18 protein-coding genes are annotated in these 23,772 nt (G+C 42.5%); 16 read left to right on the plus strand and 2 right to left on the minus strand.

The window, feature by feature from the left end; translation table 11 throughout:
• The first annotated feature begins 51 nt into the window (after positions 1–51).
• The 5 genes from F7734_RS06510 to eboE all read left to right on the plus strand — a co-directional run bounded on the left by F7734_RS06510 (position 52) and on the right by eboE (position 5,544).
• The gene (locus F7734_RS06510) at positions 52–1,335 is read left to right on the plus strand and encodes a glycosyltransferase family 4 protein (protein WP_155743910.1); all 1,284 of its coding nucleotides are present in this window, start codon (positions 52–54) and stop codon (positions 1,333–1,335) included.
• A 208-nt stretch (positions 1,336–1,543) separates the two neighbouring features.
• Positions 1,544–2,551: a bifunctional chorismate mutase/prephenate dehydrogenase gene (gene tyrA / locus F7734_RS06515; RefSeq protein WP_155743911.1), complete on the plus strand. Its 1,008-nt coding sequence runs from the start codon at positions 1,544–1,546 to the stop codon at positions 2,549–2,551.
• Positions 2,552–2,598: 47 nt separating this feature from the next.
• Positions 2,599–2,814, plus strand: a complete 216-nt coding sequence (locus F7734_RS06520) for a hypothetical protein (protein WP_155743912.1) — start codon at positions 2,599–2,601, stop codon at positions 2,812–2,814.
• The gene (locus tag F7734_RS06525) at positions 2,808–4,040 is read left to right on the plus strand and encodes a 3-dehydroquinate synthase (protein WP_155743913.1); all 1,233 of its coding nucleotides are present in this window, start codon (positions 2,808–2,810) and stop codon (positions 4,038–4,040) included. Before F7734_RS06520 ends, F7734_RS06525 begins: the two co-directional genes overlap by 7 nt.
• A 205-nt stretch (positions 4,041–4,245) precedes the next feature.
• Positions 4,246–5,544, plus strand: a complete 1,299-nt coding sequence (gene eboE, locus F7734_RS06530) for a metabolite traffic protein EboE (RefSeq protein WP_155743914.1) — start codon at positions 4,246–4,248, stop codon at positions 5,542–5,544.
• 173 nt (positions 5,545–5,717) lie between these two features.
• Here eboE and F7734_RS06535 read toward each other — a convergent pair whose 3' ends face one another.
• Positions 5,718–6,383, minus strand: a complete 666-nt coding sequence (locus F7734_RS06535; RefSeq protein WP_155743915.1) for a hypothetical protein — start codon at positions 6,381–6,383, stop codon at positions 5,718–5,720.
• Positions 6,384–6,978: 595 nt separating this feature from the next.
• Between F7734_RS06535 and F7734_RS06540 the strand changes: the two genes are divergently transcribed.
• From F7734_RS06540 to F7734_RS06590, 11 genes are all read left to right on the plus strand, one after another.
• Positions 6,979–8,349 (plus strand): nucleotide pyrophosphatase/phosphodiesterase family protein, encoded by a 1,371-nt coding sequence (locus F7734_RS06540; RefSeq protein ID WP_155743916.1) that lies wholly within the window; start codon positions 6,979–6,981, stop codon positions 8,347–8,349.
• 740 nt (positions 8,350–9,089) lie between these two features.
• Positions 9,090–11,288, plus strand: coding sequence for an anthranilate synthase (locus F7734_RS06545; RefSeq protein ID WP_155743944.1), 2,199 nt, complete (start codon positions 9,090–9,092; stop codon positions 11,286–11,288).
• Between the two features lie 113 nt (positions 11,289–11,401).
• The gene (gene trpC / locus F7734_RS06550; RefSeq protein ID WP_347566141.1) at positions 11,402–12,271 is read left to right on the plus strand and encodes an indole-3-glycerol phosphate synthase TrpC; all 870 of its coding nucleotides are present in this window, start codon (positions 11,402–11,404) and stop codon (positions 12,269–12,271) included.
• A gap of 81 nt (positions 12,272–12,352) precedes the next feature.
• Complete coding sequence (locus tag F7734_RS06555; RefSeq protein ID WP_347566140.1) at positions 12,353–13,321, plus strand: zinc-dependent alcohol dehydrogenase family protein; 969 nt, start codon at positions 12,353–12,355, stop codon at positions 13,319–13,321.
• Between the two features lie 120 nt (positions 13,322–13,441).
• Entirely contained in the window at positions 13,442–14,260 is an 819-nt protein-coding gene (gene trpA, locus F7734_RS06560) for a tryptophan synthase subunit alpha (RefSeq protein ID WP_155743918.1), read from the plus strand.
• Positions 14,261–14,402: 142 nt separating this feature from the next.
• Complete coding sequence (gene trpB / locus F7734_RS06565; RefSeq protein ID WP_166481765.1) at positions 14,403–15,638, plus strand: tryptophan synthase subunit beta; 1,236 nt, start codon at positions 14,403–14,405, stop codon at positions 15,636–15,638.
• Positions 15,639–15,741: 103 nt separating this feature from the next.
• Positions 15,742–16,842 (plus strand): anthranilate phosphoribosyltransferase, encoded by a 1,101-nt coding sequence (gene trpD, locus F7734_RS06570; RefSeq protein ID WP_155743919.1) that lies wholly within the window; start codon positions 15,742–15,744, stop codon positions 16,840–16,842.
• Positions 16,843–16,987: 145 nt separating this feature from the next.
• Entirely contained in the window at positions 16,988–18,076 is a 1,089-nt protein-coding gene (gene aroF / locus F7734_RS06575) for a 3-deoxy-7-phosphoheptulonate synthase (protein ID WP_155743920.1), read from the plus strand.
• A gap of 611 nt (positions 18,077–18,687) precedes the next feature.
• Entirely contained in the window at positions 18,688–19,863 is a 1,176-nt protein-coding gene (locus F7734_RS06580; RefSeq protein ID WP_155743921.1) for a hypothetical protein, read from the plus strand.
• 181 nt (positions 19,864–20,044) lie between these two features.
• Positions 20,045–20,572 (plus strand): hypothetical protein, encoded by a 528-nt coding sequence (locus F7734_RS06585; protein ID WP_155743922.1) that lies wholly within the window; start codon positions 20,045–20,047, stop codon positions 20,570–20,572.
• 824 nt (positions 20,573–21,396) lie between these two features.
• The gene (locus F7734_RS06590) at positions 21,397–23,070 is read left to right on the plus strand and encodes a hypothetical protein (protein ID WP_155743923.1); all 1,674 of its coding nucleotides are present in this window, start codon (positions 21,397–21,399) and stop codon (positions 23,068–23,070) included.
• 225 nt (positions 23,071–23,295) lie between these two features.
• On the opposite strand, the gene F7734_RS06595 is transcribed toward F7734_RS06590, so the two are convergent.
• Positions 23,296–23,706, minus strand: coding sequence for a VOC family protein (locus F7734_RS06595; RefSeq protein ID WP_155743924.1), 411 nt, complete (start codon positions 23,704–23,706; stop codon positions 23,296–23,298).
• Positions 23,707–23,772 lie beyond the last annotated feature (66 nt).

The following is a 23,772-nucleotide window of genomic DNA, read 5'->3' on the forward strand; positions in this document are numbered from 1 at the left end:
GATTTTGGATTGGTCACTGTTTACTGCTCACTGTTCACCGGTCACTGTTAAATGAGAATTCTGATTTACTCCTACAACTATCATCCAGAACCAATTGGCATTGCTCCTTTGATGACTGAACTAGCAGAAGGACTAGTCAAGCAAGGGCATCAAGTGCGAGTGGTAACCGGAATGCCAAACTACCCGCAGCGCGAAGTATACGAGGAGTATAAAGGCAAGTGGTTTGTCACAGAATCCAAAAATGGCGTTACCATTCAGAGGAGCTTTTTGCGAATCAAATCTAAACCCAACCTCATAGACAGACTGTTATTGGAGTTGAGTTTTGTATTTACAAGCTTGCCGCAAGCCATTAACGGTTGGCGACCAGACGTTATTCTTTTAACAGTACCACCATTATTAATATCACTTCCTGCTATTTTGCTGGGTTGGATATACAACTGCCCAGTGATATTAAACGTGCAAGATATTTTACCAGAAGCGGCTATACGCGTTGGATTGATCCAAAACAAATTGATGATTCGTGCCTTAGAAGCCCTGGAAAAATTTGCTTACCACCACAGCCATAGTATTAGTGTTATTGCAGATGGGTTTAGGGAAAATTTAATCAACAAAGGAGTTCCATCACGAAAAATTTCTTGCATTCCCAATTGGGTAAATGTTAATTTTATCCGTCCCTTGCCGAAGCAAAGAAATGTCTTTCGAGCAGCTTATCAGTTAGAGGACAAGTTTGTTGTGCTGTACTCGGGTAACATCGCTCTCACTCAAGGTTTAGAGACAGTTATAGAGGCAGCTGTTTCCTTACGGCACATTCCTGAAATTGTCTTTGTTATTGCGGGTGAGTCAAAAGCATTACAAAGGTTGAAAAAATACTGCCAAAGTTGTGGGGCAGATAATGTTTTACTTATACCACTTGTGGCAAGAGAAAAACTTCCCGAAATGCTAGCTACAGCAGATTTAGGGTTGGTTGTGCAAAAACGCAATGTCATTTCCTTTAATATGCCTTCCAAAATTCCATTGCTACTTGCTTCTGGTCGTCCCATTGTGGCATCTGTTCCCGCATCTGGAACGGCAGCGCGTGCTGTTAGAAAAAGTGGTGGTGGTATAGTTGTTGCTCCTGAATCACCACAGGCTATGGCATCTACAGTGTTAGAACTCTATAAACATCCAGAAAAAGTCGCAAAACTTGGCAAGCAGGGAAGGCAGTTTGCTGTTGAACACTATTCTTTTGAGCAAGCACTAGCTACTTATGAAGAACTATTTGCTGAAGTTGTTAGCAGTTCAACATCTACATCACCTTCTTTGGGCATCTTATCAAAACTAACTTCTAGTAATTAGTTAATGGTTAGTGATTAGTGGTTAGTGGTTAGTGGTTAGTGGTTATGGTTAGTGGTTAGTGTTTAGAAAACCAACAACTAACAACTAACAACCAACAACTAACAACCAACAACTAACAACCAACAACCAACAACTATCAACCAACAACTAACAACTAACAACCAACAACTAACAACTATCAACCAACAACTAACCTCTCTTACAAATTATGATTCCAGAAAAGCTCAAACAAACAAACCAAAACCCAAGCGATCTCTCGCGAGATTGCCTATCAAGTTTAGAAATATCAAAAATACCCGACCTTGAAGAACAACTTGCACCTGCAATCTCCTTACTTGCCGAAGCTGGTGTTCCTGAATCACTTTGGGCAAATATAGTGCAAAGCTGTTTTGCTAAGCGATCGCAAGATGTTTTCACTTCCTCTACTCACAATGTCGCACCTCAAAAGATTACCATAATTGGAGGACGTGGCAGGATGGGGAGATTTTTTACGAATCAGCTTGCGAGCGCAGATCGCACAGTTAGCGTTTTGGAAAGCGAAGATTGGGATCGAGCGGATGAACTGCTTGGTTCAGCAGATCTCGTTATGGTTAGCGTTCCTATAGAATGGACAACAGAAGTGATAAAACGAGCTGCTCAATATCTTGCACCAACCACCGCCTTGTGTGATATCACAAGTCTGAAGGTCGAGCCTGTCCAAGCGATGTTAGACCATCATAGCGGTCCTGTGATGGGATTGCACCCCATGTTTGGTCCCAATGTCAAGTCTTTTGTAGGGGAAAAAGTAGTCGCGTGTCCCGGTCGAAATGAAGAATCATTTCAATGGTTATTAGAACTCATTGAAGATCGAGGAGGTGAAGTTATTGTTTCTACGCCTGAAGAACACGATCGCATGATGGTGATTATTCAAGCAACCCGTCACTTTTCTAGATTTAGCGTTGGAGTTTTCTTAGCACAAGAGAAAGTAGACATAGAACGCAGCTTGTTAATGTCTAGCCCTAGCTACCGCCAAGAGATTGAAATCATTAAAAGATTGTTTGCACAAAACCCAAACTTATGCGTGGACATCATGTTGGCAACTCCAGAGAGATGTCAAGCAATAGCTCGGTTAGCGGATACCTATGACCGCGTGGCAATGCTAGTAGCGCGGAAAGATCGAGAGGGATTAATCAAAGAATTTGAAACCTGCCAAAACTTTATTTTGAAGATGGCTTAAATATCGGAAATTTTGATGTCATTGTTACCATAGGTACAGCAGTAGGTATGAATACCACGGAGTTACGGCATCAATTAAGCTCTTATGCTGCATTTGATACAGTTCTAGCGGAATCTACATTTGCTCGTCTCAATGGCACTACACGTATTCCATTATACATCATCTACAATACAGTCAGGGTTGACGGTTCCCACTCAGTAGAGGTGTTCCATCAAATTCTAAATCGTGCTGCGCTTATTGAAATATCGGAAAAAATATGGTAACGGAAATCAGGCAGAAAACGGCAGTAGATAATTTACCAGCAATCCACCAAAGTGTGACTGTGACTTTCCACTACGCAGTACATTTTACTACTGGATTGTTTGATACCAAAAACCCTTTGTTAGCGCAAGCGATCGCAGCCGATGGAGAACCGGGACCGAAAAAAGTATTGGCAGTCGTGGACTCAGGGTTTTTGTACTCCCGACGCATGCTACCCAAACAATTAGCACTATATTGCGATCGCTATGCTGACACACTCACACTTGTTGCAGATCCAATTGTCATTCCAGGTGGAGAAGAAGCAAAAAACCATCCCAAGTTGCTAGAACAAATTCATGCTGCAATTGATGCAGTCGGGCTTTGTCGCCACTCCTACTTATTAGGGATTGGTGGTGGCGCTGCATTAGACTTAATTGGATATGCAGCTGCAACAGCACATCGAGGAGTTCGTCTGATTCGCGTTCCCACAACCGTACTCGCGCAAAATGATTCTGGAGTAGGGGTAAAGAATGGAATCAATGCCTTTGGGAAAAAGAATTTTCTTGGAACTTTCGCACCACCCTATGCAGTTTTAAATGATGTTTCTTTTTTGACTACTCTAGACGATCGCGATTGGCGTTCTGGCATTGCAGAAGCAGTTAAAGTGGCGCTTATCAAAGATGCTCAGTTCTTTGACTACATCCGCATGCAAGCCACCGCACTTGCTTGTCGCGACATGAAAGCCATGCAACAAGTCATCTATAAATGTGCTCAATTACACATGAACCATATTGCTCAAGGCGGAGACCCCTTTGAAATGGGTTCATCCCGTCCGTTAGATTTTGGTCATTGGGCAGCACACAAGCTAGAGCAGTTAACAGACTACAGGTTACGCCATGGAGAAGCAGTTGCGATCGGTATTGCTCTAGATAGCACTTACTCCTACCTTTTGGGATTGCTCTCTCGCTTAGAGTGGCAGCAGATACTCAATACACTGGTAGCGCTGGGCTTTAACCTATACATACCCGAACTTTCCAAAAACATGGTTCAACCAGAACACCCCCACAGTTTGTTCCAAGGACTCACTGAATTTCGAGAACATTTAGGTGGTGAACTGACAATTACACTTCTACAACACATCGGTAAAAGTATCGAGGTTCACGAAGTAGATTTATCCCTATACAGACAAGCAATTTGGTTGCTCAGTGAGTTTTATAACTCCACATTACCAAGCTCGGGCTGGGCTTAGGGAGTAGGGGCTAGGGACTACCAACTAACTCGTTCCCAGGCTCTGCCTGGTAATGCCTACACTGAGGCTCCGCCTCATATCTACATTACTAGAGGCAGAGCCTCTCACAATACATTACCAGGCAGAGCCTGGTAACGAGTAGAACGAGTAGAACGAGTAGAACGAGTAAAACGAGTCAAACTCAGGTAGCATAAAGGGAAAAATTATGAAAATTGGCACAAACAACAACTTTCATTTAACATACTGTACAAATATTCATCCCGGCGAAGAGTGGAACAAAGTCTTTGCCAACTTAAAGCAGTACATACCCTCTTTAAAAGCACAGCTAGTTAGTTCAAATCCCCGACTTCTTCAAGAAGTCGGGGATTTTGCAGCCCATCAAAATCCATTTGGTATTGGATTGCGATTGGCAGATGTAGCAACTAAGGAATTGCTCCAAGGAAACAATTTAACAGAATTTCAATCGTGGCTAACCGAGCAAAACCTATATGTATTTACCTTAAATGGTTTTCCATTTGGTGGATTTCATTGGCAAGTTGTCAAAGACCAAGTTTATGCACCAGATTGGTCAAAACAGGAGCGACTTGATTATACCATAAGATTAGTACACATACTCGCACAACTTTTACCTTCAGGTGTGGAAGGCAGCATTTCTACATTACCGCTTTCATACAAACCGTGGTTTAAAGGCAATCAACTTTTTCAAGCCTCTGTCACAAGTAGTGCGACTCTCCACATAGCAGAATTAGTGGCAGAAATGGTAAAAATTAAACACGAAACAGGAAAAAATATTCATTTGGATTTAGAACCAGAACCAGATGGGCTGATAGAAAATGCTGCTGAGGTGGTTGATTATTTCCAAACCTACTTATTACCTATTGGTGGCGATTATTTAGTCAAGCATTTAGGAATTTCTTTGGAAGCAGCAGAGCTTCATTTATTAAATCACGTGCGCGTTTGTTACGATACCTGTCATTTTGCCGTAGAGTATGAAGATCCAATGACAGTCTTTCAGAAATTCCAATCGGCAGGAATTCAAGTTGGCAAAATTCAAATTAGTGCTGCCCTACAGGTAAAAATTTCCATAGATATTGAACACCGCCGCCTCATCAAAGAAAAATTATTACCTTTTGCTGAATCTACATATTTACACCAAGTTATTGCAAGAGACAGCTATGGCAAACTGCATCGCTATCGAGATTTAGAACAAGCTTTACCAGATTTAGAAAGCACGACAGCTTCTGAGTGGCGCATTCATTTTCACGTTCCCATTTTTATTAGAGATTATCAACTATTTCAGTCCACTCAAGATGATATAACAACAGTATTAGAGCTATTACAAGATAATCATGCTTGTGACCATCTTGAAATAGAAACATACACTTGGGAAGTTTTGCCAAAGGAAATGAAGTTGGATTTACCATCATCACTTCAAAGGGAGTATGAATGGGTTTTGTCGAAGATGGTGGCAAATAGTAGAAATTTGTTGGCAGTTAACTGTTAAGTTCCCTCATCCCCAACCCTTCTCCCTTAGCATTATTTATAGATTTAAGTAAACGCTGGGGAAAATAATTGTTCCCACTGGCAAATTTTAACCCATAATTTCAATAGGCGATCGTACTGCTAGATCCCCGACTTCTTAAAGAAGTCGGGGATCTAAAGGGATTTTGCTGGGATTTAACCCCGGAACTTCAACTTGCGGGTGTATTTTCCTAAAAATACACTCAAGCCAACAAATCCCATACCAATTACCCCAGCAGTTGTATTTGGTTCGGGAATGGCTTTGGGGGTTTGTAGGGAGAATTTGAGAACAGCTTTACCTTTAAAAGGCGCAGTCAAATCTGTACTGGTCAATCTGTCATTTTGGGTAAAAGTTATTTTACCAACTGCATCCTTGAATATACCTTCACCACCAGTCAGAGTGATAGTTCCACCACCTTCTACTGTACCGTTAACAAAGTCAAATTTAGCTTGGTCGTTAGCGGTTCCAAATAATTCGTTGCTACCACCATAATAGCGATCGCCAAGAAGTGGCTGATTTTCTAATCCAAAAGCAGATGCATCTGCATTAAAGTAAGAAATATTGGTTGTTGGGTCAAAACTACCGTAAGTATTGCTGAGAAACTTACTCAATCCATATGGAGCATCAGCACTTTCTCCTGTAATCGTTGCTCTAGTAATACCTATGTCAGGTCTAAAAGAAGGGTCAATTGTGACTACTGTATCGTAAGTAGCGCTAAATTCGTAATTTGTTTGCGCGTTGGCTTTTGTTGTATCCAACCCAAAACTAATTAACGTAATAGCTACTGAGGCTAGCCCTAAAGTGTATGAACGTAAAATCATAATCGTCCTTTTTTCTACAAACTTTAGTAAGTTGCAACAATAAATCGAGCGGAAATAAAACTGCTATGATGCGCTTGGGATCGATTCAGATGGTGAAAATCTTCAAGCTTGGAATCTTCTTTTGAAGAAGCCTTTATCTAGAATTTATGTAAGGCATAGTAGGTTGGGTTGAGGAACGAAACCCAACACTGATAGACATTCGTTGGGTTGAGGAACGAAACCCAATATTGATAGGCTTTCGTTGGGTTTCCTCACGGTAAGCCCAACCTACTCATATTCTTACCCGAGCAGTATTGGTAGTGCGATCGCTATCAAGATGCACTTTTGTATAAACCTTTACTATAAAACTATAAGATATGTAAATTTGAGGATAAATGAACAATTTTTTGATGTGTTTGTTATATTTTTCGATCTCCCAAAAATTACGCAAGCTAAGATAGGGAAATCTGTGTTATTTTGTGCTTTCCTATATATTAGAGTTTAAATGTTAAAAAATATTAAATAAGTGAGTGGATAATCTTAAAATACTGCACCACACATATCATTTTGTCATTTCAACGGTATTTGCGCGTCCTTAAGGGATTAACTTCGAGTCATGCATAAAACGGTTGTTCTTAATGTAGTCGGATTGTCGCCCAATTTATTGGGAGAACATACGCCATTCCTATCGCAATGGGCAAGATCTGGAAAAACTGTTCCAATTTCCCCGGTGTTACCAGCTGTTACCTGTACGGCACAAGCAACTTATCTTACCGGAAAAATGCCCAACGAACATGGTATTGTTGCCAATGGGTGGTATTTTCACGACGATTGCGAGATTAAGTTTTGGCGACAGTCTAATAAACTGGTTCAAGCACCAAAAGTATGGGATATGGCGCGATCGCTAGATCCATCTTTTACCTGCGCCAATTTGTTCTGGTGGTACAACATGTACTCTTCAGTAGACTATGCAGTTACCCCCCGACCAATGTATCCTGCTGATGGTAGAAAACTTCCTGATATTTACACTGACCCACAAGAATGGCGTTCGGAACTCCAAACTGAATTTGGTCAGTTCCCTCTCTTCAATTTCTGGGGTCCCAACACCTCTATTAGGTGTAGTAAATGGATAGCCTCTTCTGCTAAGTGGGTGGAACAAAAGTGCAGCCCTACCCTCACGCTCATTTACTTACCTCATTTAGATTACTGCTTGCAAAAATTTGGACCGGAAGACAAGCAAGTAGCAAAAGACTTACAAGAAATTGATGCTGTTTGCCGGGATCTCATTGAATTCTACGAAAATCGAGGTACACAGGTCATTGTTCTGTCTGAATACGGTATCACAGCTGTATCCCAACCAGTTCACTTGAACCGGATGCTGCGAGAACAAGGGTTGCTGAGTGTAAGAGAAGAACTGGGGCGGGAATTGCTCGATCCTGGAGCAAGTAAGGCATTTGCTGTCGCTGACCATCAAATTGCTCACGTTTATGTCAACGATCCATTTTACATTCCTAAAGTGAGAGCGCTATTGGAAGCAACAGAGGGTGTTGCCCGAGTCTTGGGAGACGAAGAAAAGCCAGCATACCATCTCAATCATTCCAGATCGGGAGAGTTAGTCGCGATCGCTCAACCAAACGCCTGGTTTACTTACTACTACTGGCTAGATGACCACTGTGCTCCCGATTTTGCCAGAACAGTAGATATCCATCGCAAACCGGGTTACGATCCAGTAGAACTTTTTCTCGATCCTCAAATCAAACTTCCCAAACTTCAAATAGGCATAAAACTGCTTAAAAAACAGCTTGGGTTTCGCTACTTAATGGATGTTATTCCTTTAGATGCATCCTTAGTACGTGGTTCTCATGGGTCTACAACTGTTGTTCCTGGTGAGCGACCATTATTTATAACCCAGCAAACTCATTTGCTACCAACTGAATCAATCGAAGCAACGGATGTATGTCACCTCATACTGCAACATCTTCGTTAATCGGGGTTAGGGGCTGCAAAATCCCACCCACCTCGTTCCCAGGTTTTAGCACTCTCTCGTTCCCAGGTAGAACCTGGGAACGAGAGAATAGGGGCTGAGGGGTGTAAAAAAGTATTGTTTATACTTTGAATAACCCAGTAAATACTTAAATTCGCCACAGCTATTCCGTATATTCCTTTAGAAAGAAAGAATTTATCACCCAAGGCGGTAGAGGATGACCGCCTTCATATAGCTTATGGAGTATTACTGAGAAACAAAAGTAAAAAGCAAAAAAAATGACACATCTACCAAAAAAATGTTCATGTATCATTCCTTAACATTTAGTAGGCTAAACACATACCAAGTAGCGTTCGTTTGTAAAGATTCGCGCACAAGGTAAGACTGTCGATCCGAACTGTTAGCAGTTGAAGTCATCAGTCCAACCTTTTACATTTACGGATGTTCAAAGGTGTCTAGACAGGTTTTCGTTACTGGTTTGTCTGTGACTATTTTAAAAGTGGCAACAGTACTTATACAGTAACAAGTTCAATCCTTCATACTTTACTGCTCCAATCCGTGTTTTCCGTGAATTTTCCTTGAATTGTCCGTCTCGGTTAGGTCAGTGTTATTAACTGCGTATATACTGTGCTTTAATGTCTAGTTTATTTAATTAGCAACTAGTCCAAGTTGCGATGTCTGCGGTTATTCGCAGTCTGTCTAGATATGCAATTAAAGACTCCCTCAACATCAAAGAAACCCCCATGATTGTTGATTCTCACACTTACAAAACTCTTGGCGGCATAGGTGTATCTCGCTCCATCACCGAAGTGAAGATGGACACAGCCTTGGATGAAATTTCTTTTTATCTGGACTCCCAACGAGGAGGGTTGCTCAAGAGCAGTTATGAATATCCAGGGCGATACAAAAGATGGGCGATTGGATTTATTAATCCACCACTAGAACTGACAACACGGGAGAGAGCTTTTACGCTGAGAGCGCTAAATAATCGAGGCAAGGTGCTTCTACCCCTATTGTTGGTGCATCTGTCCGTGCATTCCCAACTTCAGGAAGTCAAGCAAGATAACGATTATATTACTGGATATGTAAAGCCCACATCGCAGTTGTTTGCAGAAGAAGAACGCAGCAAGCAACCTTCTGCATTCACAGTGATTCGCGAAATTCTCCATATTTTCTCCAGTGATGAAGACGAGCATCTGGGATTGTATGGGGCATTTGGCTACGACTTGTTATTTCAGTTTGAGCCAATTCCAATGCGTCTGGAACGTCCTACAGACCAAAGGGATATAGTGCTTTATTTGCCTGATGAATTGGTTATTGTTGACTACTACCTGCAGCGTGCGTATCGAGTGCAGTATGAGTTTGAAACAACACAAGGCAATACCCAAAATCTTCCACGTACAGGTGAATCAATTGATTACAGGGGTAAACGCCTTGTTCCAGCAAAAACTTCCGACCATGCACCGGGAGAGTATGCCAGCCAAGTAGAAGTAGCACTGGATTACTTCCGGCGTGGAGATTTGTTTGAAGTGGTTCCTTCACAAAGCTTTTTTGAATCCTGCGAACAACCACCCAGTCAGCTTTTCCAAACCCTACAGCATATAAACCCCAGCCCCTATGGTTTTATCTTTAACCTTGGTGGAGAGTATATCATTGGTGCTTCCCCAGAAATGTTTGTACGGGTTGAAGGTCGGAGAGTAGAAACCTGCCCGATTAGTGGTACCATTACTCGTGGACAAGATGCCCTTGATGATGCCGAGCAAATTCGTCAACTTCTAAATTCAGGTAAGGAAGAAGCAGAGTTGACCATGTGTACTGACGTGGATCGCAATGACAAATCGCGGATTTGCGAACCGGGTTCCGTACAAGTCATCGGTCGCCGTCAAATAGAAATGTACAGCCACTTGATCCATACAGTGGATCACGTTGAAGGGTTACTGCGATCGCAGTTTGATGCTTTGGACGCCTTTCTCACCCATACTTGGGCAGTGACAGTGACAGGCGCACCCAAGCGATCGGCAATGCAATTCCTCGAACAGCACGAACGCAGCTCCAGACGGTGGTATGGTGGAGCAGTTGGCTACCTCAACTTTAATGGTAATCTCAATACAGGATTGATTTTGAGAACCATTAGACTGCAAGATTCAATTGCCGAGGTAAGAGTAGGAGCAACAGTTCTCTATGACTCCCTGCCATCAGCAGAAGAACAAGAGACAATGACAAAAGGTGCGGCGTTGTTTGAAACAATTCGCCGTGCAAAGCAAGGAATCCCATCAAAGGATTGCAAACGAGAAAAATTAAGCGCTTGTGTTCCAGATGTCGAACCCGGTAAGCGTATTTTACTAGTGGATTACGAAGACTCATTTGTTCACACCCTAGCCAACTACATCCGTCAAACTGGAGCAACAGTGACCACATTACGTCACAGCTTCTCAGAATCCCTGTTGGATATAGAGCGTCCTGACTTAGTTGTTTTATCTCCAGGTCCCGGTAAACCCAGCGATTTTAAAGTACCAGATATGGTCAAAAGTTGCGTGCGCCGCAATATACCCCTGTTTGGAGTGTGCTTGGGATTGCAAGGAATTGTTGAAGCCTTTGGCGGACAACTCGGAGTTCTTCACTATCCCCAGCATGGTAAATCCTCAAGGGTAATTGTGACCGAACCAGATTCAGTTTTGTTCAAAGCCTTACCCCAATCCTTCTCAGTTGGTAGATATCATTCTTTGTTTGCCATACCACAGCGGTTACCCGAACAATTGAAAGTAACTGCTATCTCAGACGATGAGGTAATCATGGCAATTGAGCATCAATCGCTTCCCATAGCCGCAGTACAGTTCCATCCAGAATCCATCATGACGCTATCAGGAGAAGTTGGTCTGGCAATCATTAAGAATGTAGTCCGTGCATATACTCAAATAGAGAAGTTAGTGGTTAGTAGTTAGTAGTTGGTGGTTGGTGGTTGGTGGTTGGTGGTTGGTGATTTCTAACAACTAACAACTAACAACTAGCAACTAACAACTAACAACTAACAACTAACCCTCCCCCCTCTCCAATCATCTCTTGCATCATACATATGAGTTATTCAGTTGCTACTGTTGGTGTTCGCCCGCGCCACATACTTGAAGAAATTGTGTGGCACAAAAGGCAAGAAGTTGCACAGATGCGCCAAGAACTGCCTTTAGCTTCTTTGCAACAACAGTTAAGTCAAGCTCCTGAAGTTAGGAATTTCTTGACGGCTTTGCAGGAAAACCCTCACGTACCAAGCGTGATTGCGGAGGTAAAAAAAGCATCTCCAAGTCGTGGGGTGCTTCGTGCTGACTTCAATCCGGTAGCGATCGCCACCGCTTACGAGCGAGGTGGAGCAGCTTGTTTGTCTGTTCTTACGGATTCTAAGTTCTTCCAGGGTAGTTTTGATAACCTGCGTAATATCAGGCAAAAAGTTGCACTGCCACTGTTGTGTAAAGAGTTTATTATTGATATTTATCAAATTTATTACGCAAGAGTGGCAGGTGCAGATGCTGTATTGTTGATAGCAGCTATCCTGACAGATGAAGAAATTCAGGATTTTGCGAAAGTTATCCACGACTTGGGAATGAAAGCTCTAGTAGAGGTTCATACCTTAGCTGAACTAGATAGAGTTCTAAGATTGGATAACATCCGCTTAATAGGTATAAACAATCGTAACCTGGAAGATTTTACGCTAGATATTAAAACAACACAAGAACTCTCACAAGCTAGGCGATCGCAACTACAAAGCTATGGCATCACTCTTGTGAGTGAGTCTGGCTTGTATACACCTGAAGATTTATCTTTTGTCGCTGAAGTTGGTGCTCGTGCAGTGCTCGTAGGCGAATCCTTAGTCAAACAAGCTGATGTAGAGAAAGCTGTGCGGGCTATATTAGGAGAGACAAACAATAGAAGTTAGTGGTTAGTTGTTAGTTGTTAGTTGTTAGTAAGAAAACCACTAACCACTAACCAGTAACCACTAACCAGTAACCATTAACCAGTGACCTTTTTGATGAAAGCATTGATGATAACAAACTTCGGGGGTCCGGAAGTTTTTGTACAACGCGAGGTGGAAAAACCAACACCTGGTAAAAACCAAGTCCTAGTGAAAGTTTGTGCATCCTCAGTGAATCCTGCTGATTGTGGGGTACGTCGAGGGCTGTTTCCACCCAGGAGAGAACTACCTGCAATTATTGGATTTGACGTTTCTGGAGTCATTGAAGCAGTTGGTGAGAACGTTCAGGACTATAAGGTAGGAGATGAAGTTTATTACGCCATAGGACATTTTGACAATAGTGGTGCTTATGCTGAGTATCATGTAGCAAATGAATCAATTATTGCCAAAAAACCTGTGAATCTGTCGCATACACAAGCGGCTAGCGTACCTGTTGCAGGCGGTACTGCATGGACTGCACTAATTGACAAGGCGAATATCAAAGTAGGCGAAACTGTACTCATTCATGGTGGTGCGGGAGGAGTTGGCTCTTTTGCTATCCAAATTGCTAAAGCAGCAGGCGCGTATGTTTATACTACCTGCGGTAGATATGATTTTGACCTTGTTAAGTCTATAGGTGCAGACAGAGCCATAGACTACCACTCCGAAAATTTTATTGACATCATCATGAGGGAAACCCACGGTGAAGGTGTTGATGTTACTTTTTCTACCGTTGCTGGTGAACTTCTAGCCAAAAGCCTACCGGTCATCAAATTTGATGGTCGGGGTGTAACAGTGACAGGCATACAAGGTGACCTTAACCCCGCGATCGCCAAAAATATTACAATTCACTTCGTACACTTAGACAATCCTCGTCCCAAACTAGAAGCTTTAAAAACCTTAATTGAGCGGGATCAAATTAACCCTGTTATCGGAATGACCTTTCCCCTCGATAGGGTAGCACAAGCCCATCAAAAGTTTGAAGAAAGAGGTAAAGATGTACGTGGAAAAATTGTTATTCAAGTTAGTTGTTAGTCGTTAGTTGTTAGTTGTTAGTTGAAATACTGCTAACCACTAACCACTAACCACTAACCACTAACGACTAACAACTAACCACTAACCACTAACCACTATCCACTATCCAAATCAGGTGCAATGACTTCTATTTCCGAACGCTTTCAATCTCTAAGAAATCGCAATCAGTGCGCTTTAATTCCTTTTGTGACAGCAGGAGATCCAGACCTGGAAACAACAAAAGAGGCTTTGCGCGTTTTAGATAAGAATGGTGCTGACTTTATTGAATTGGGTGTTCCCTATTCCGATCCTCTTGCAGATGGTCCTGTTATTCAAGCAGCAGCGACTCGCGCTTTGTCTAGAGGAACTACCCTGGAACAAGTGCTAGAATTAGTTGCAGAAGTTAGCCCTAGCTTGCAAGCTCCTCTTATTTTATTTACCTACTACAATCCTATTTTAAATCGGGGTATTAGGTCATTTTTAGCACAAATTGCAAATGTTGGAGCGCGGGGTTTAGTTGTTCCAGACTTACCTTTAGAAGAAGCAGAAGAGTTAATTAATACGGCTGCTGAATTTGGAATAGAAGTTATTTTGCTTGTGGCTCCTACAAGTTCTAAAGAAAGAATTGATGCGATCGCACGAGCTTCCAGAGGATTTATTTATCTCGTTAGTGTCACTGGTGTAACAGGTATACGTTCTCAAATTCAAGACCGTGTGAAACCTTTACTAATGTCCATGCGAAGTGTTAGTGATAAACCAATTGGCGTTGGCTTTGGGATTTCAGGAGCAGAACAAGCTCGTCAGGTGAAAGAATGGGGCGCAGACGCCGTTATTGTTGGTAGCGCTTTTGTAAAACGTTTAGCAACTGGTAGTCCAGAAGAAGGACTCCAAGCAATTGAAGAACTTTGTAAAGAATTAAAAACAGCGATTGCGCCTGAATTGGTAATAGCTAATGGCTAATGGCTAATGGCTAATGGCTAATGACAACTACCCACTACCCACTAACAACTACCCACTACCCACTACCCACTAACAACTAACCACTATCCACTAACAACTAACAACTAACAACTAACCACCAACAAATAAGGAGTTTTCACCAGTGGTAAGCATATCAGAGAAAAACGTTGCAGCGTCTTTAGTTCCAGACTCTTTGGGAAGATTTGGACGTTTCGGGGGCAAATATGTACCTGAAACCCTAATGCCTGCTTTAAGTGAATTAGAAGCAGCAGCAGCACAATATCGCAATGACCCAACTTTTCAAGCAGAATTAAACGAGTTACTGCGCGATTATGTGGGACGCCCCAGTCCTTTATATTTTGCTGAGCGTCTGACGGCAAATTATGCTAGACCTGATGGCACAGGTCCACAAATTTACTTAAAGCGTGAAGATTTAAATCATACAGGTGCTCATAAAATTAACAATGCTTTGGGTCAGGTATTGCTGGCAAAGCGTATGGGCAAGCAGCGCATTATCGCTGAAACAGGAGCAGGTCAACACGGAGTTGCAACTGCTACTGTATGTGCTCGTTTTGGTTTGCAGTGCGTGATATACATGGGTATTCACGATATGCAACGCCAATCCCTGAACGTGTTCCGGATGAAGTTGATGGGAGCAGAGGTGCGTCCCGTTGAGGCTGGGACTGGAACTCTGAAAGATGCAACTTCTGAAGCGATTCGGGATTGGGTAACAAATGTAGAAACAACTCACTACATTTTAGGTTCTGTTGCTGGTCCTCATCCCTATCCAATGCTGGTGCGCGATTTTCACGCTATTATTGGTCAAGAGACTCGCGCTCAATGTTTGGAGAAATGGGGCGGTCTTCCAGATATCCTCTTGGCTTGTGTGGGCGGTGGTTCTAATGCCATTGGTTTGTTCACTGAGTTTGTGAATGACTCTAATGTCCGTATCATTGGAGTTGAGGCAGCCGGTGAAGGTGTTAACACGGAGAAGCATGCAGCTACTTTAACACGGGGTCGAGTTGGTGTGTTGCATGGTGCTATGAGCTATGTGTTACAAGATGGCGATGGTCAGGTTGTGGAAGCACATTCCATTAGCGCTGGTTTGGACTATCCTGGTGTAGGTCCAGAACACAGCTATCTTAAGGATATTGGTCGCGCTGAGTACTACAGCGTAACTGACTCTGAAGCTTTGACAGCTTTCCAGCGTTTGTCTCAGCTCGAAGGAATTATTCCCGCTTTGGAAACCTCTCATGCGATCGCGTATCTTGAAACACTTTGCCCGCAGTTAAGTGGTAGCCCCCGAATTGTCATTAATTGTTCGGGTAGGGGAGATAAAGACGTGCAAACAGTTGCTAAAGTACTCGATCCCGCTTGATACTGATTTTAGATTTTGGATTTTGGATTGATATTTTCAATCCAGAATCGCAAAGTTGAAATTCTACGCAACGCCACTGCATTCATCAAAAACCAGAATCAATATGGTAGCCTTAACACAAGCTGTAAGTGACAAAATCACCGTCACGAGCGAATCTCTCGATTTACCTGCTTTGCTCAAGCAACTACTTGAACGGCGATCGCTATCAGTCGAGCAAGCTTCTGCACTTATGGAAGGTTGGCTGACAGATACTATTCCTCCAGTGTTATCTGGGGCAATATTGGCAGCGATTCAAGCCAAAGGAGTATCTACAGAAGAATTAGTAGGCATGGCTGGTGTCCTGCAATCCCAATCTTCTTCCCCCACTCCCTACTCCCCACTCTCTACTCCCTTAGTAGACACTTGCGGAACGGGAGGAGATGGAGCCTCAACCTTCAACATCTCCACCGCCGTCGCCTTTGTTGTTGCAGCAGCAGGAGTAAAAGTTGCAAAGCACGGTAATCGTTCGGCGTCCAGTAAAACTGGTTCTGCTGATGTGTTAGAGGCTTTAGGTATAAATCTTAGCGCCGATCCTCAGAAAGTTCAATCCGCAGTCGATGAAGTCGGCGTAACATTCTTGTTTGCTCCTGGGTGGCATCCAGCACTAAAAGCAGTTGCTGCTATGCGAAAAACACTAAAGGTGCGAACTGTTTTTAACTTGCTGGGTCCTCTGGTTAATCCAATGCGACCAACAGGGCAAATTATTGGTGTGTGTGACCCACTGCTAGTTGAAACAATTGCGAAAGCTTTGTCAGAACTTGGGACTCGCCGTGCAATTGTCGTGTACGGACGGGAAAGGTTAGATGAAGCTGGGCTAGCAGATTTAAATGACTTGGCTGTACTTAAAGATCGAACTGTCATTCCTGCTGTACTCAGTCCTGAAGAACTGGGTTTAACTCCTGCACCAACGGAGGCATTGCGAGGTGGGGAAGTCCAGGAAAACGCTGAAATTTTAAAAGCGGTCTTACAAGGAAAAGGAACACAAGCACAGCAAGATGTTGTGGCATTAAACGCAGCGCTAGCACTTTATGTAGCTGAAGCAATTGATGATGGGGCAATTGATATTGCAAGCGCAGCTGTGAAAGGTGTTGCCCTTGCCAGGGAAGTTCTGCAAAGTGGTGAAGCTTGGAAAAAGCTAGAACAGCTTGCGGAATTTTTACGGTAATTAGCTAATGGCTAATGGCTAATGGCTAATGGCTAATGGCTAATGGCTAATGGCTAATGGCTAATGGCTAATGGCTAATGGTATTGAACAATTAGCAATTAGCAATTAGCAATTAGCTCTTAACAAAATTAGAGGATAAACACTCATGATTGTAGTTATTAAGAATAATACACCAGCTGAGGAAATTACTCGTATCAGTCAAGAATTGAGTGAAAATTGGGGAGTGACTGTAGAAAAAAGTGTCGGTCAGCATAAAGTTGTTCTCGGAATGATTGGTGAGACTGCAACTCTTGACCCAATGGTGATTCAAAATAGCAGTCCTTGGATCGAGGAAGTTTTGCGAGTTGAGAAACCTTTTAAGCGGGCGAGTCGGCAATTCCGTCACGGACAACCCAGCGAAGTTGTTGTACCTACACCCAATGGTTCTGTCTACATTGGCGAGCAACATCCTGTTGTCTTGATTGCTGGACCTTGCTCTGTGGAAAATGAAGCCATGATTGTAGAAACAGCTAAGCGGGTGAAGGCTGCGGGCGCTAAGTTTCTGCGTGGTGGTGCTTTCAAGCCTCGTACTTCTCCTTATGCCTTTCAAGGACACGGTGAGAGTGCTCTAGAGTTATTAGCAGCCTCTCGTGAAGCAACAGGCTTGGGTATTATTACAGAAGTCATGGATGCTGCCGATTTGCCTGCGATCGCTCGTGTCGCTGATGTGGTACAAGTTGGCGCTCGAAATATGCAAAACTTTTCTCTATTAAAGAAAGTAGGTGCTCAAGATAAGCCCGTACTGCTCAAGCGAGGAATGTCTTGCACAATTGATGAGTGGCTCATGGCAGCAGAATATATTCTGGCTGCTGGAAATCCAAATGTGATTCTTTGCGAGCGTGGGATCAGAACTTTCGATTCCAAATATGTTCGCAACACCTTAGATTTGTCTGTCATTCCAGTATTGAGACAGCTTACACACTTACCGATTACGATCGATCCCAGTCATGGTACTGGTAAGTCTGAGTATGTTGGCTCGATGGCGTTAGCAGCTGTAGCAGCAGGAACAGATTCTTTAATGATTGAAGTTCACCCCAATCCTGCTAAGGCTCTTTCTGATGGACCCCAATCCCTCACTCCTGAAAAGTTCGATCGCTTGGTTCAGGAATTGTCAGTTGTTGGCAAAGTCGTCGGTCGTTGGCCTCAGGAACAAACTTTCAAATCTTCTAAAAAAGAAGTAGGAGTCATGGTGTAAAAGCTATATTACCTATAGGCATAGCCCTACTAGTACTCCACCACATAAGTTTTGATGGGTAGATAGACAAACCCCCACTCTCGTTCCCAGATAGAACCTGGGAACGAGGTGAAAGCCCATGAAAACTTATGTGGCGGACTACTACCTACTACCTACTTGTAGGACTAGAATTTTAGAGCGAAAAGAGATTAATAATTATTCAACCAAACTTGATATTATTCATCATTTAAAATAGGCACTGCTTTTGATACTGATAAGTTAATTAGAGGTAGAGAACGCAGTGGTTATTTTATATTTTAAAGTATAAAAATTATCTAAAAATTTGATAAATACATCAAAAGAAATTTTATTGAGTTTCTTTTAAATTTTATTTAAATTCTATATAGACAGTAGCGTTGTTTACAGTTTGATTTGATTGAATATACATCATTTCAGAGTTGGTGTGAGCATATTTTACAAAACAACGCAGGGTGCTTTTTAAAGCTCAAAGTCCATTACTAATTTCAGAGATAAAAATAAGCAGAAACTTGTAAACAAGCAGACTACTTTTGTCTGTAGTGGTTCCCATTGCTTCCGTGATTTCTAGTTTAGAGAGAGGAGAATTATTCTCAATGACAACTGAAAACACTTTTACCCAAAGTACTTCTAGTTCTGGGTTTTCACAATCTCCATTTGGTCGCTTGGGCGATGCTGTAGGCAATGAGAATTTACCTGGCTTTCCCGGTGGTGGCGGTACTCAATCTGGCGGTGAGGGTAGCAACCAATTTGCTGGTGGTGGTACGCCAGTGTCACCTTTCGATCAAATCAGATATAACATCGACCAAGCAATTTATACCGCATTTCCTCCTGGTGGTGGTACTCCTGCGGCTAACACTAACATTGACACCAGCACGCTAAACCCATTTAACCAACCGCCTGGTGGTGGTAGCCCGTCTAGTCGTAGTAACCAGTTTGGTGGTGGTACTCAAACAGGTAGCGGAGAAGAACCTTCTTTTGGCGGTTACAATCCATTTAACCCTGGCTTTGGTAGCAATATAAGCAACCAAGCTATACAAGCTAGCAGCGGATCTAACAGTGGTAGCCAAGGCGGATTTGATGGCGCTAACCAAGGCGGATTTGGTGACGTTAACCAAGGCGGATTTGGCGGCGGTAGCCAAGCTGGTGGTTCCTTTGCTGGAAATCAACAAGCAAGCCAGATTGATGCAATTCGTTTCGGTCTGACTGACTCTATCACTCAACAAGTGAGCAATGGTAACCCTGACAAAGACGCAATTGATGGTGAGATCGGCTCTACTGTTGACAGTCTGGTTAGGTCTTACACGGGCATACAGGGTGGCACATCATCCTCAATTGATGCTGGCAGTGAGATCCCATCCACGGTTAGTGTTGAGCTTGTGCCTGTGGTGTCAGAAGTTAGTGAGAGTGTGTTTACCGAACAACCGCTCACCGAGTTCGTCGTCACTGACACTGTCACGGTGACTGAAGGTAACGCTGACATTCTCACCAACTCTGAAAGCGTTGCCTTTACTAGTGAAGAGCAAATAGTTTACGACTTCTTAAAACAAGTTTCTGGTGATTCCATCGATCCGTTCTTCGTAAAGAGCATTGATAGCGGAGCTACCGGTGAATTCGCCAAACTTATCAATCAATATGCTGAAACAGGCAGCCTACTTGGTTCTGGCAGCAATCAATCAACAGACGCTTACTTAAGTCAATTACAAAGTGGCTTCATAAGCAACACTTCTGATTCCACACAGTTTGGTGGTAGCGACGCGATCGCACTATAGAGTTCCAGATCCAAAAATGTTGGACAGCGCAAATTCATGCTGCTACCCAACATTTTTAAAAGCTACTAGCCGTTAACTTGCCTCCATTGAAAAGACCGAAGAAGAAAGTCATTAACCCAGTCAACTTGATTCTCTCAAGTTTCAAGACATTTTTTTTCTGACAATAGGAGGATTTTTGTTTATGACAACGGCATCAAATGTTAACACCAATCCTAGTAGCAATAGCGTGTTCCCTCAATTACCTGGTGATGTTTTAAACCGCATTCAAAACAACATCTCAACCTTCACTGACATTGTGAATCGCTATCAAAGCGGTAATGCAGTCACAAACGGTGACTTAGCATTAGCACCAGTGGTTGAGTTTGTCAACTATTTAAACAGTACTGGTCGTGGAACTACTGGTAGCAACACAGTTACTACTGGTAGTAATGTACCTGGTACTGGCAGCCCGGTGACAACTAGTGGCAGTGTGGTTCCCTTGCAATCCCCTAATGATGTTTTGAAGTTGATCGAAGCTGATATCACAAGCTTTTACAATACGGTCAACCGGAATTCTGGTATTGGTGGTAACAATCAACTTCCACTATCTGCTGCTGAAGTCTTCAAACTTTTACAGAATGACATCATCGCATACAGTGGCACTATTAATCAACTCCAAGCTACTAATAGCCCATTAGTTGGTGGTAGCAATACCAACACCATTGTCTAAGTTAACCCAATTAAAGCTACATTATACAGCTCGTGATTTAACAATTCTCCAGAAACAAAAGAAGAAAGTTGTTCATTGGGTTTGTTTTTAGACGTTACACAACAGTTCTTCTGTTGCCGTCTGGGGCAAACCCATTTTTTTGTATATGCATTTGTAAGGTTTTCCTTTCTAGCAGCAATATCACAAAATTGGTCAATTTTCCCAAAAAAATTCTTTTGTTTTGTAGTGTTCTTTGTCATGATTTTTTATATTTAAATAAAAAAACAATAAAAATATCTAAAAAATAGACAAGCTTATCGAAAAATAACTTATTGCTGTTTGTATTGCAATTGCTTAAATTCTTAATTGACTAGTGTTGATTGCACCCCAAAAAAGTCACAATGTGTGTTACAGGTAGCATCTGCCTTCACTACTGGTGATTCCCTTGTGTGAATAATTTTATGGTACAAGTCTATTGTTCTCTAAGAAAATCCAAGAAAAGCCTAGCTTTAATCTTCTAATTGTTAATAATGTTAGCGTTTTTTCAGTCTTATAACTCTTGCACGCTGATATTACACAAGCAATAAATCTATCAACAAATTCCAGTGCTCGCCCTTAGCGCAAGCCGTATTCGGCTTATCGCTCTCAAAGAGTTCAGATTCTTGATTGAAATAGGAAATGCTGGGTCAAACCCGTTGTGGGTCTACCCAACAAGCTTTCAAGAGCTACTAGCCAATAATGCCTGCCCTCAAAAAGCTGTCACAGCTAATTGATAAGCAGGATCGACTTTTTATCACCTATATTCTACGAGATTTTGGTTCCAAAAATTAGGAGGATTGTTGTTAATGACGACTTCTACTGCTGATATTCTCACACCTGGCGATCCCTTGACTGGGAGTGTAATTTACGGTACATCTTCAAGTACTTCTAGCGGTTCACTCCCCAATACTTTTGGTGCTAGCGCTAACTTATATAGTGGCAGCACTTGGAGTTCTAGTACTAACAATAATTCCTTTGCTGGTGCTCAAAACAACCCCTTTGCTGGTGGTGGTGGCTATGCTTATGCAAGTCTTGGTAACACGGTGGTTGGTGACAATCAATGGATTATCGGTAAAGAAACCACACCAGAGAGATTTTCTAACGTGATAAATTATACTACAGAAGAAATTGTTGACTCCGTTATTGTCAAGTTGAGCAACAGGCTTTCTGAGAGTGGCATTACGACTGCTTCCACTGGTGAAAACCCATTTGCTGGCGGAAACAATCCCTTTGGCAGTACTAATGCTCCAGCTCTCGATTTCTTAAGACAGGTATATGGCGTAAATTTCCCCATACCTCAATCAGCATCGAACTTCTTAACATCAGTATACGGACAAACCTTACCTGGTGGTTCTAGCAATCCATTTCCCAGTACTGGTACTGGAACTTCAGGCACTGATAGTAGCAGTTCATTTGCTGGTATCGGAACTTCAGGTGTTGGTGGTAACATACCTCAACGACCATCTTTTGATATTACACAAGTTATTTTTGGTGAAGGTTTACCGTCTGGAAGTAGTGGCAAATCCTCCTCTGAGACTCTCAGGATTGTCCAAGATGGTCTGTTAAACTTCACTAAAACAGTCAATTCTGCTGTTGGCAAAAGGCTTTTTAGCGGTAACAACACACCTTTGAGGTCACCTTCAGATTTGTTGACGCTCTTTAGGAATGACATACTGAGCGCCAATACCAGTATCAATACTGTCAATGAACTTGCTGGTGATGGCACAGATCCTTACACAAACTTGTTTGCAGGTAGTGATTCTCAGGCTGTTCAGCCACCTTCCGATATTTTGTACACCGTTCTTGGTGGTTTGTTACCTTTCAGTGGTACTGACAACATTTTCAACACTCCTGATGGCAGCATACCTATTGGTTACGGCAATAGGGATTTTGGAAGTGACAGTGCAGTTATCGGTAATTCTAACTGGAATTATGGGAAATCTAATGCCAGCATCGGTAATGCCAACTGGAATTGGGATTCTACCAAAAATAACGCAACAATTGGTAATGGTAACTGGTATTTAGACACCAGTCAGAACAACAGAACCTTGGGTAATGGTAACTGGTATTGGGAGTCCACAGCTGACAACAATACCTTGGGTAACGGTAACTGGCACTTTGGAAATAACAACACCACCATTGGTAACGGTAACTGGGACTTCGGTAGCAACAACACAATCATTGGTAATGGCAATTGGGTGTTTACCAGCAACAGCATTGTGATTGGTAATGGCAACTGGTCTGTCATTATTGACAAATCCTCCACTGCTGCGGGCGACTTCCTTGGCAAGTTGGATGATTTGGTATTGTCAATGGGAATTAAAGACGGCGCTGATAATCTCGTGAATTCTTTGATTGGCAAGTTCGGTGGTGCCTTTGAACCACTGACAGGTGAGTTAACCGAAGCCGGTCGCAAGACTTACAATCAGCTTTTCTACTCAGATAATAGCAGTGCGATCGCAGCTGCACCCAGCCCATAAGCTGAAAAAGAATGAAGTGTTAAGGATAAAGGATGAAAAATTTATCTTTCATACTTCATTGTTTATGCTTCACCCTCGTAACAAATTCCTTTCGCAATGCATAGCAGTCACCTGACATGAGTCCTGTGACTGCTTTTTGTGAAACAGTCTCATAAGTACGTGGAGTGTCAACAGTCCTCACAGTTTCATAAGCAGTAGCCAAATATTTTTGTCCAAAGTCCAGTTTTAAGGTAAATTTGGCATATGAACAAATTCTAATTTGATCCCATCAGGATCGGCAAAGAAAAAAGCGTAGTAACCAGGTGCATAGTGGTTGTATTCTGCGGGTGAATCCAAAATTGTGCCGCCCATATCCAGAACGATCTGGTAAAGTTTATCGACTTGCTCTCGACTTTCGGCGTTAAAGGCGAGATGATGCAATCCTGGTGAGTAGCGATCGTGAATTTTGTTAGGAGAGTCCGGGCGGCTGTTGTAAATGAGAATAGCCCCCGCATTCTGTTGCCACCACATGGTAAATTCTTCGTTTCTCTCTACCTGCTGATACCCCATGAACTGTAAAATCTGGTCGTAAAATGGCTCAGATAAGGAGCGATCGCTTACAGTCAAAGATAAGTGGTTGATTGTACCTAACGTCATAGCAGCTTACCAAGCAATTGTTTGTGCTGAATTTATCTTAGTACTTATGTTCTGGTATGAGAAGTG

Source organism: Scytonema sp. UIC 10036 (genome assembly GCF_009725235.1).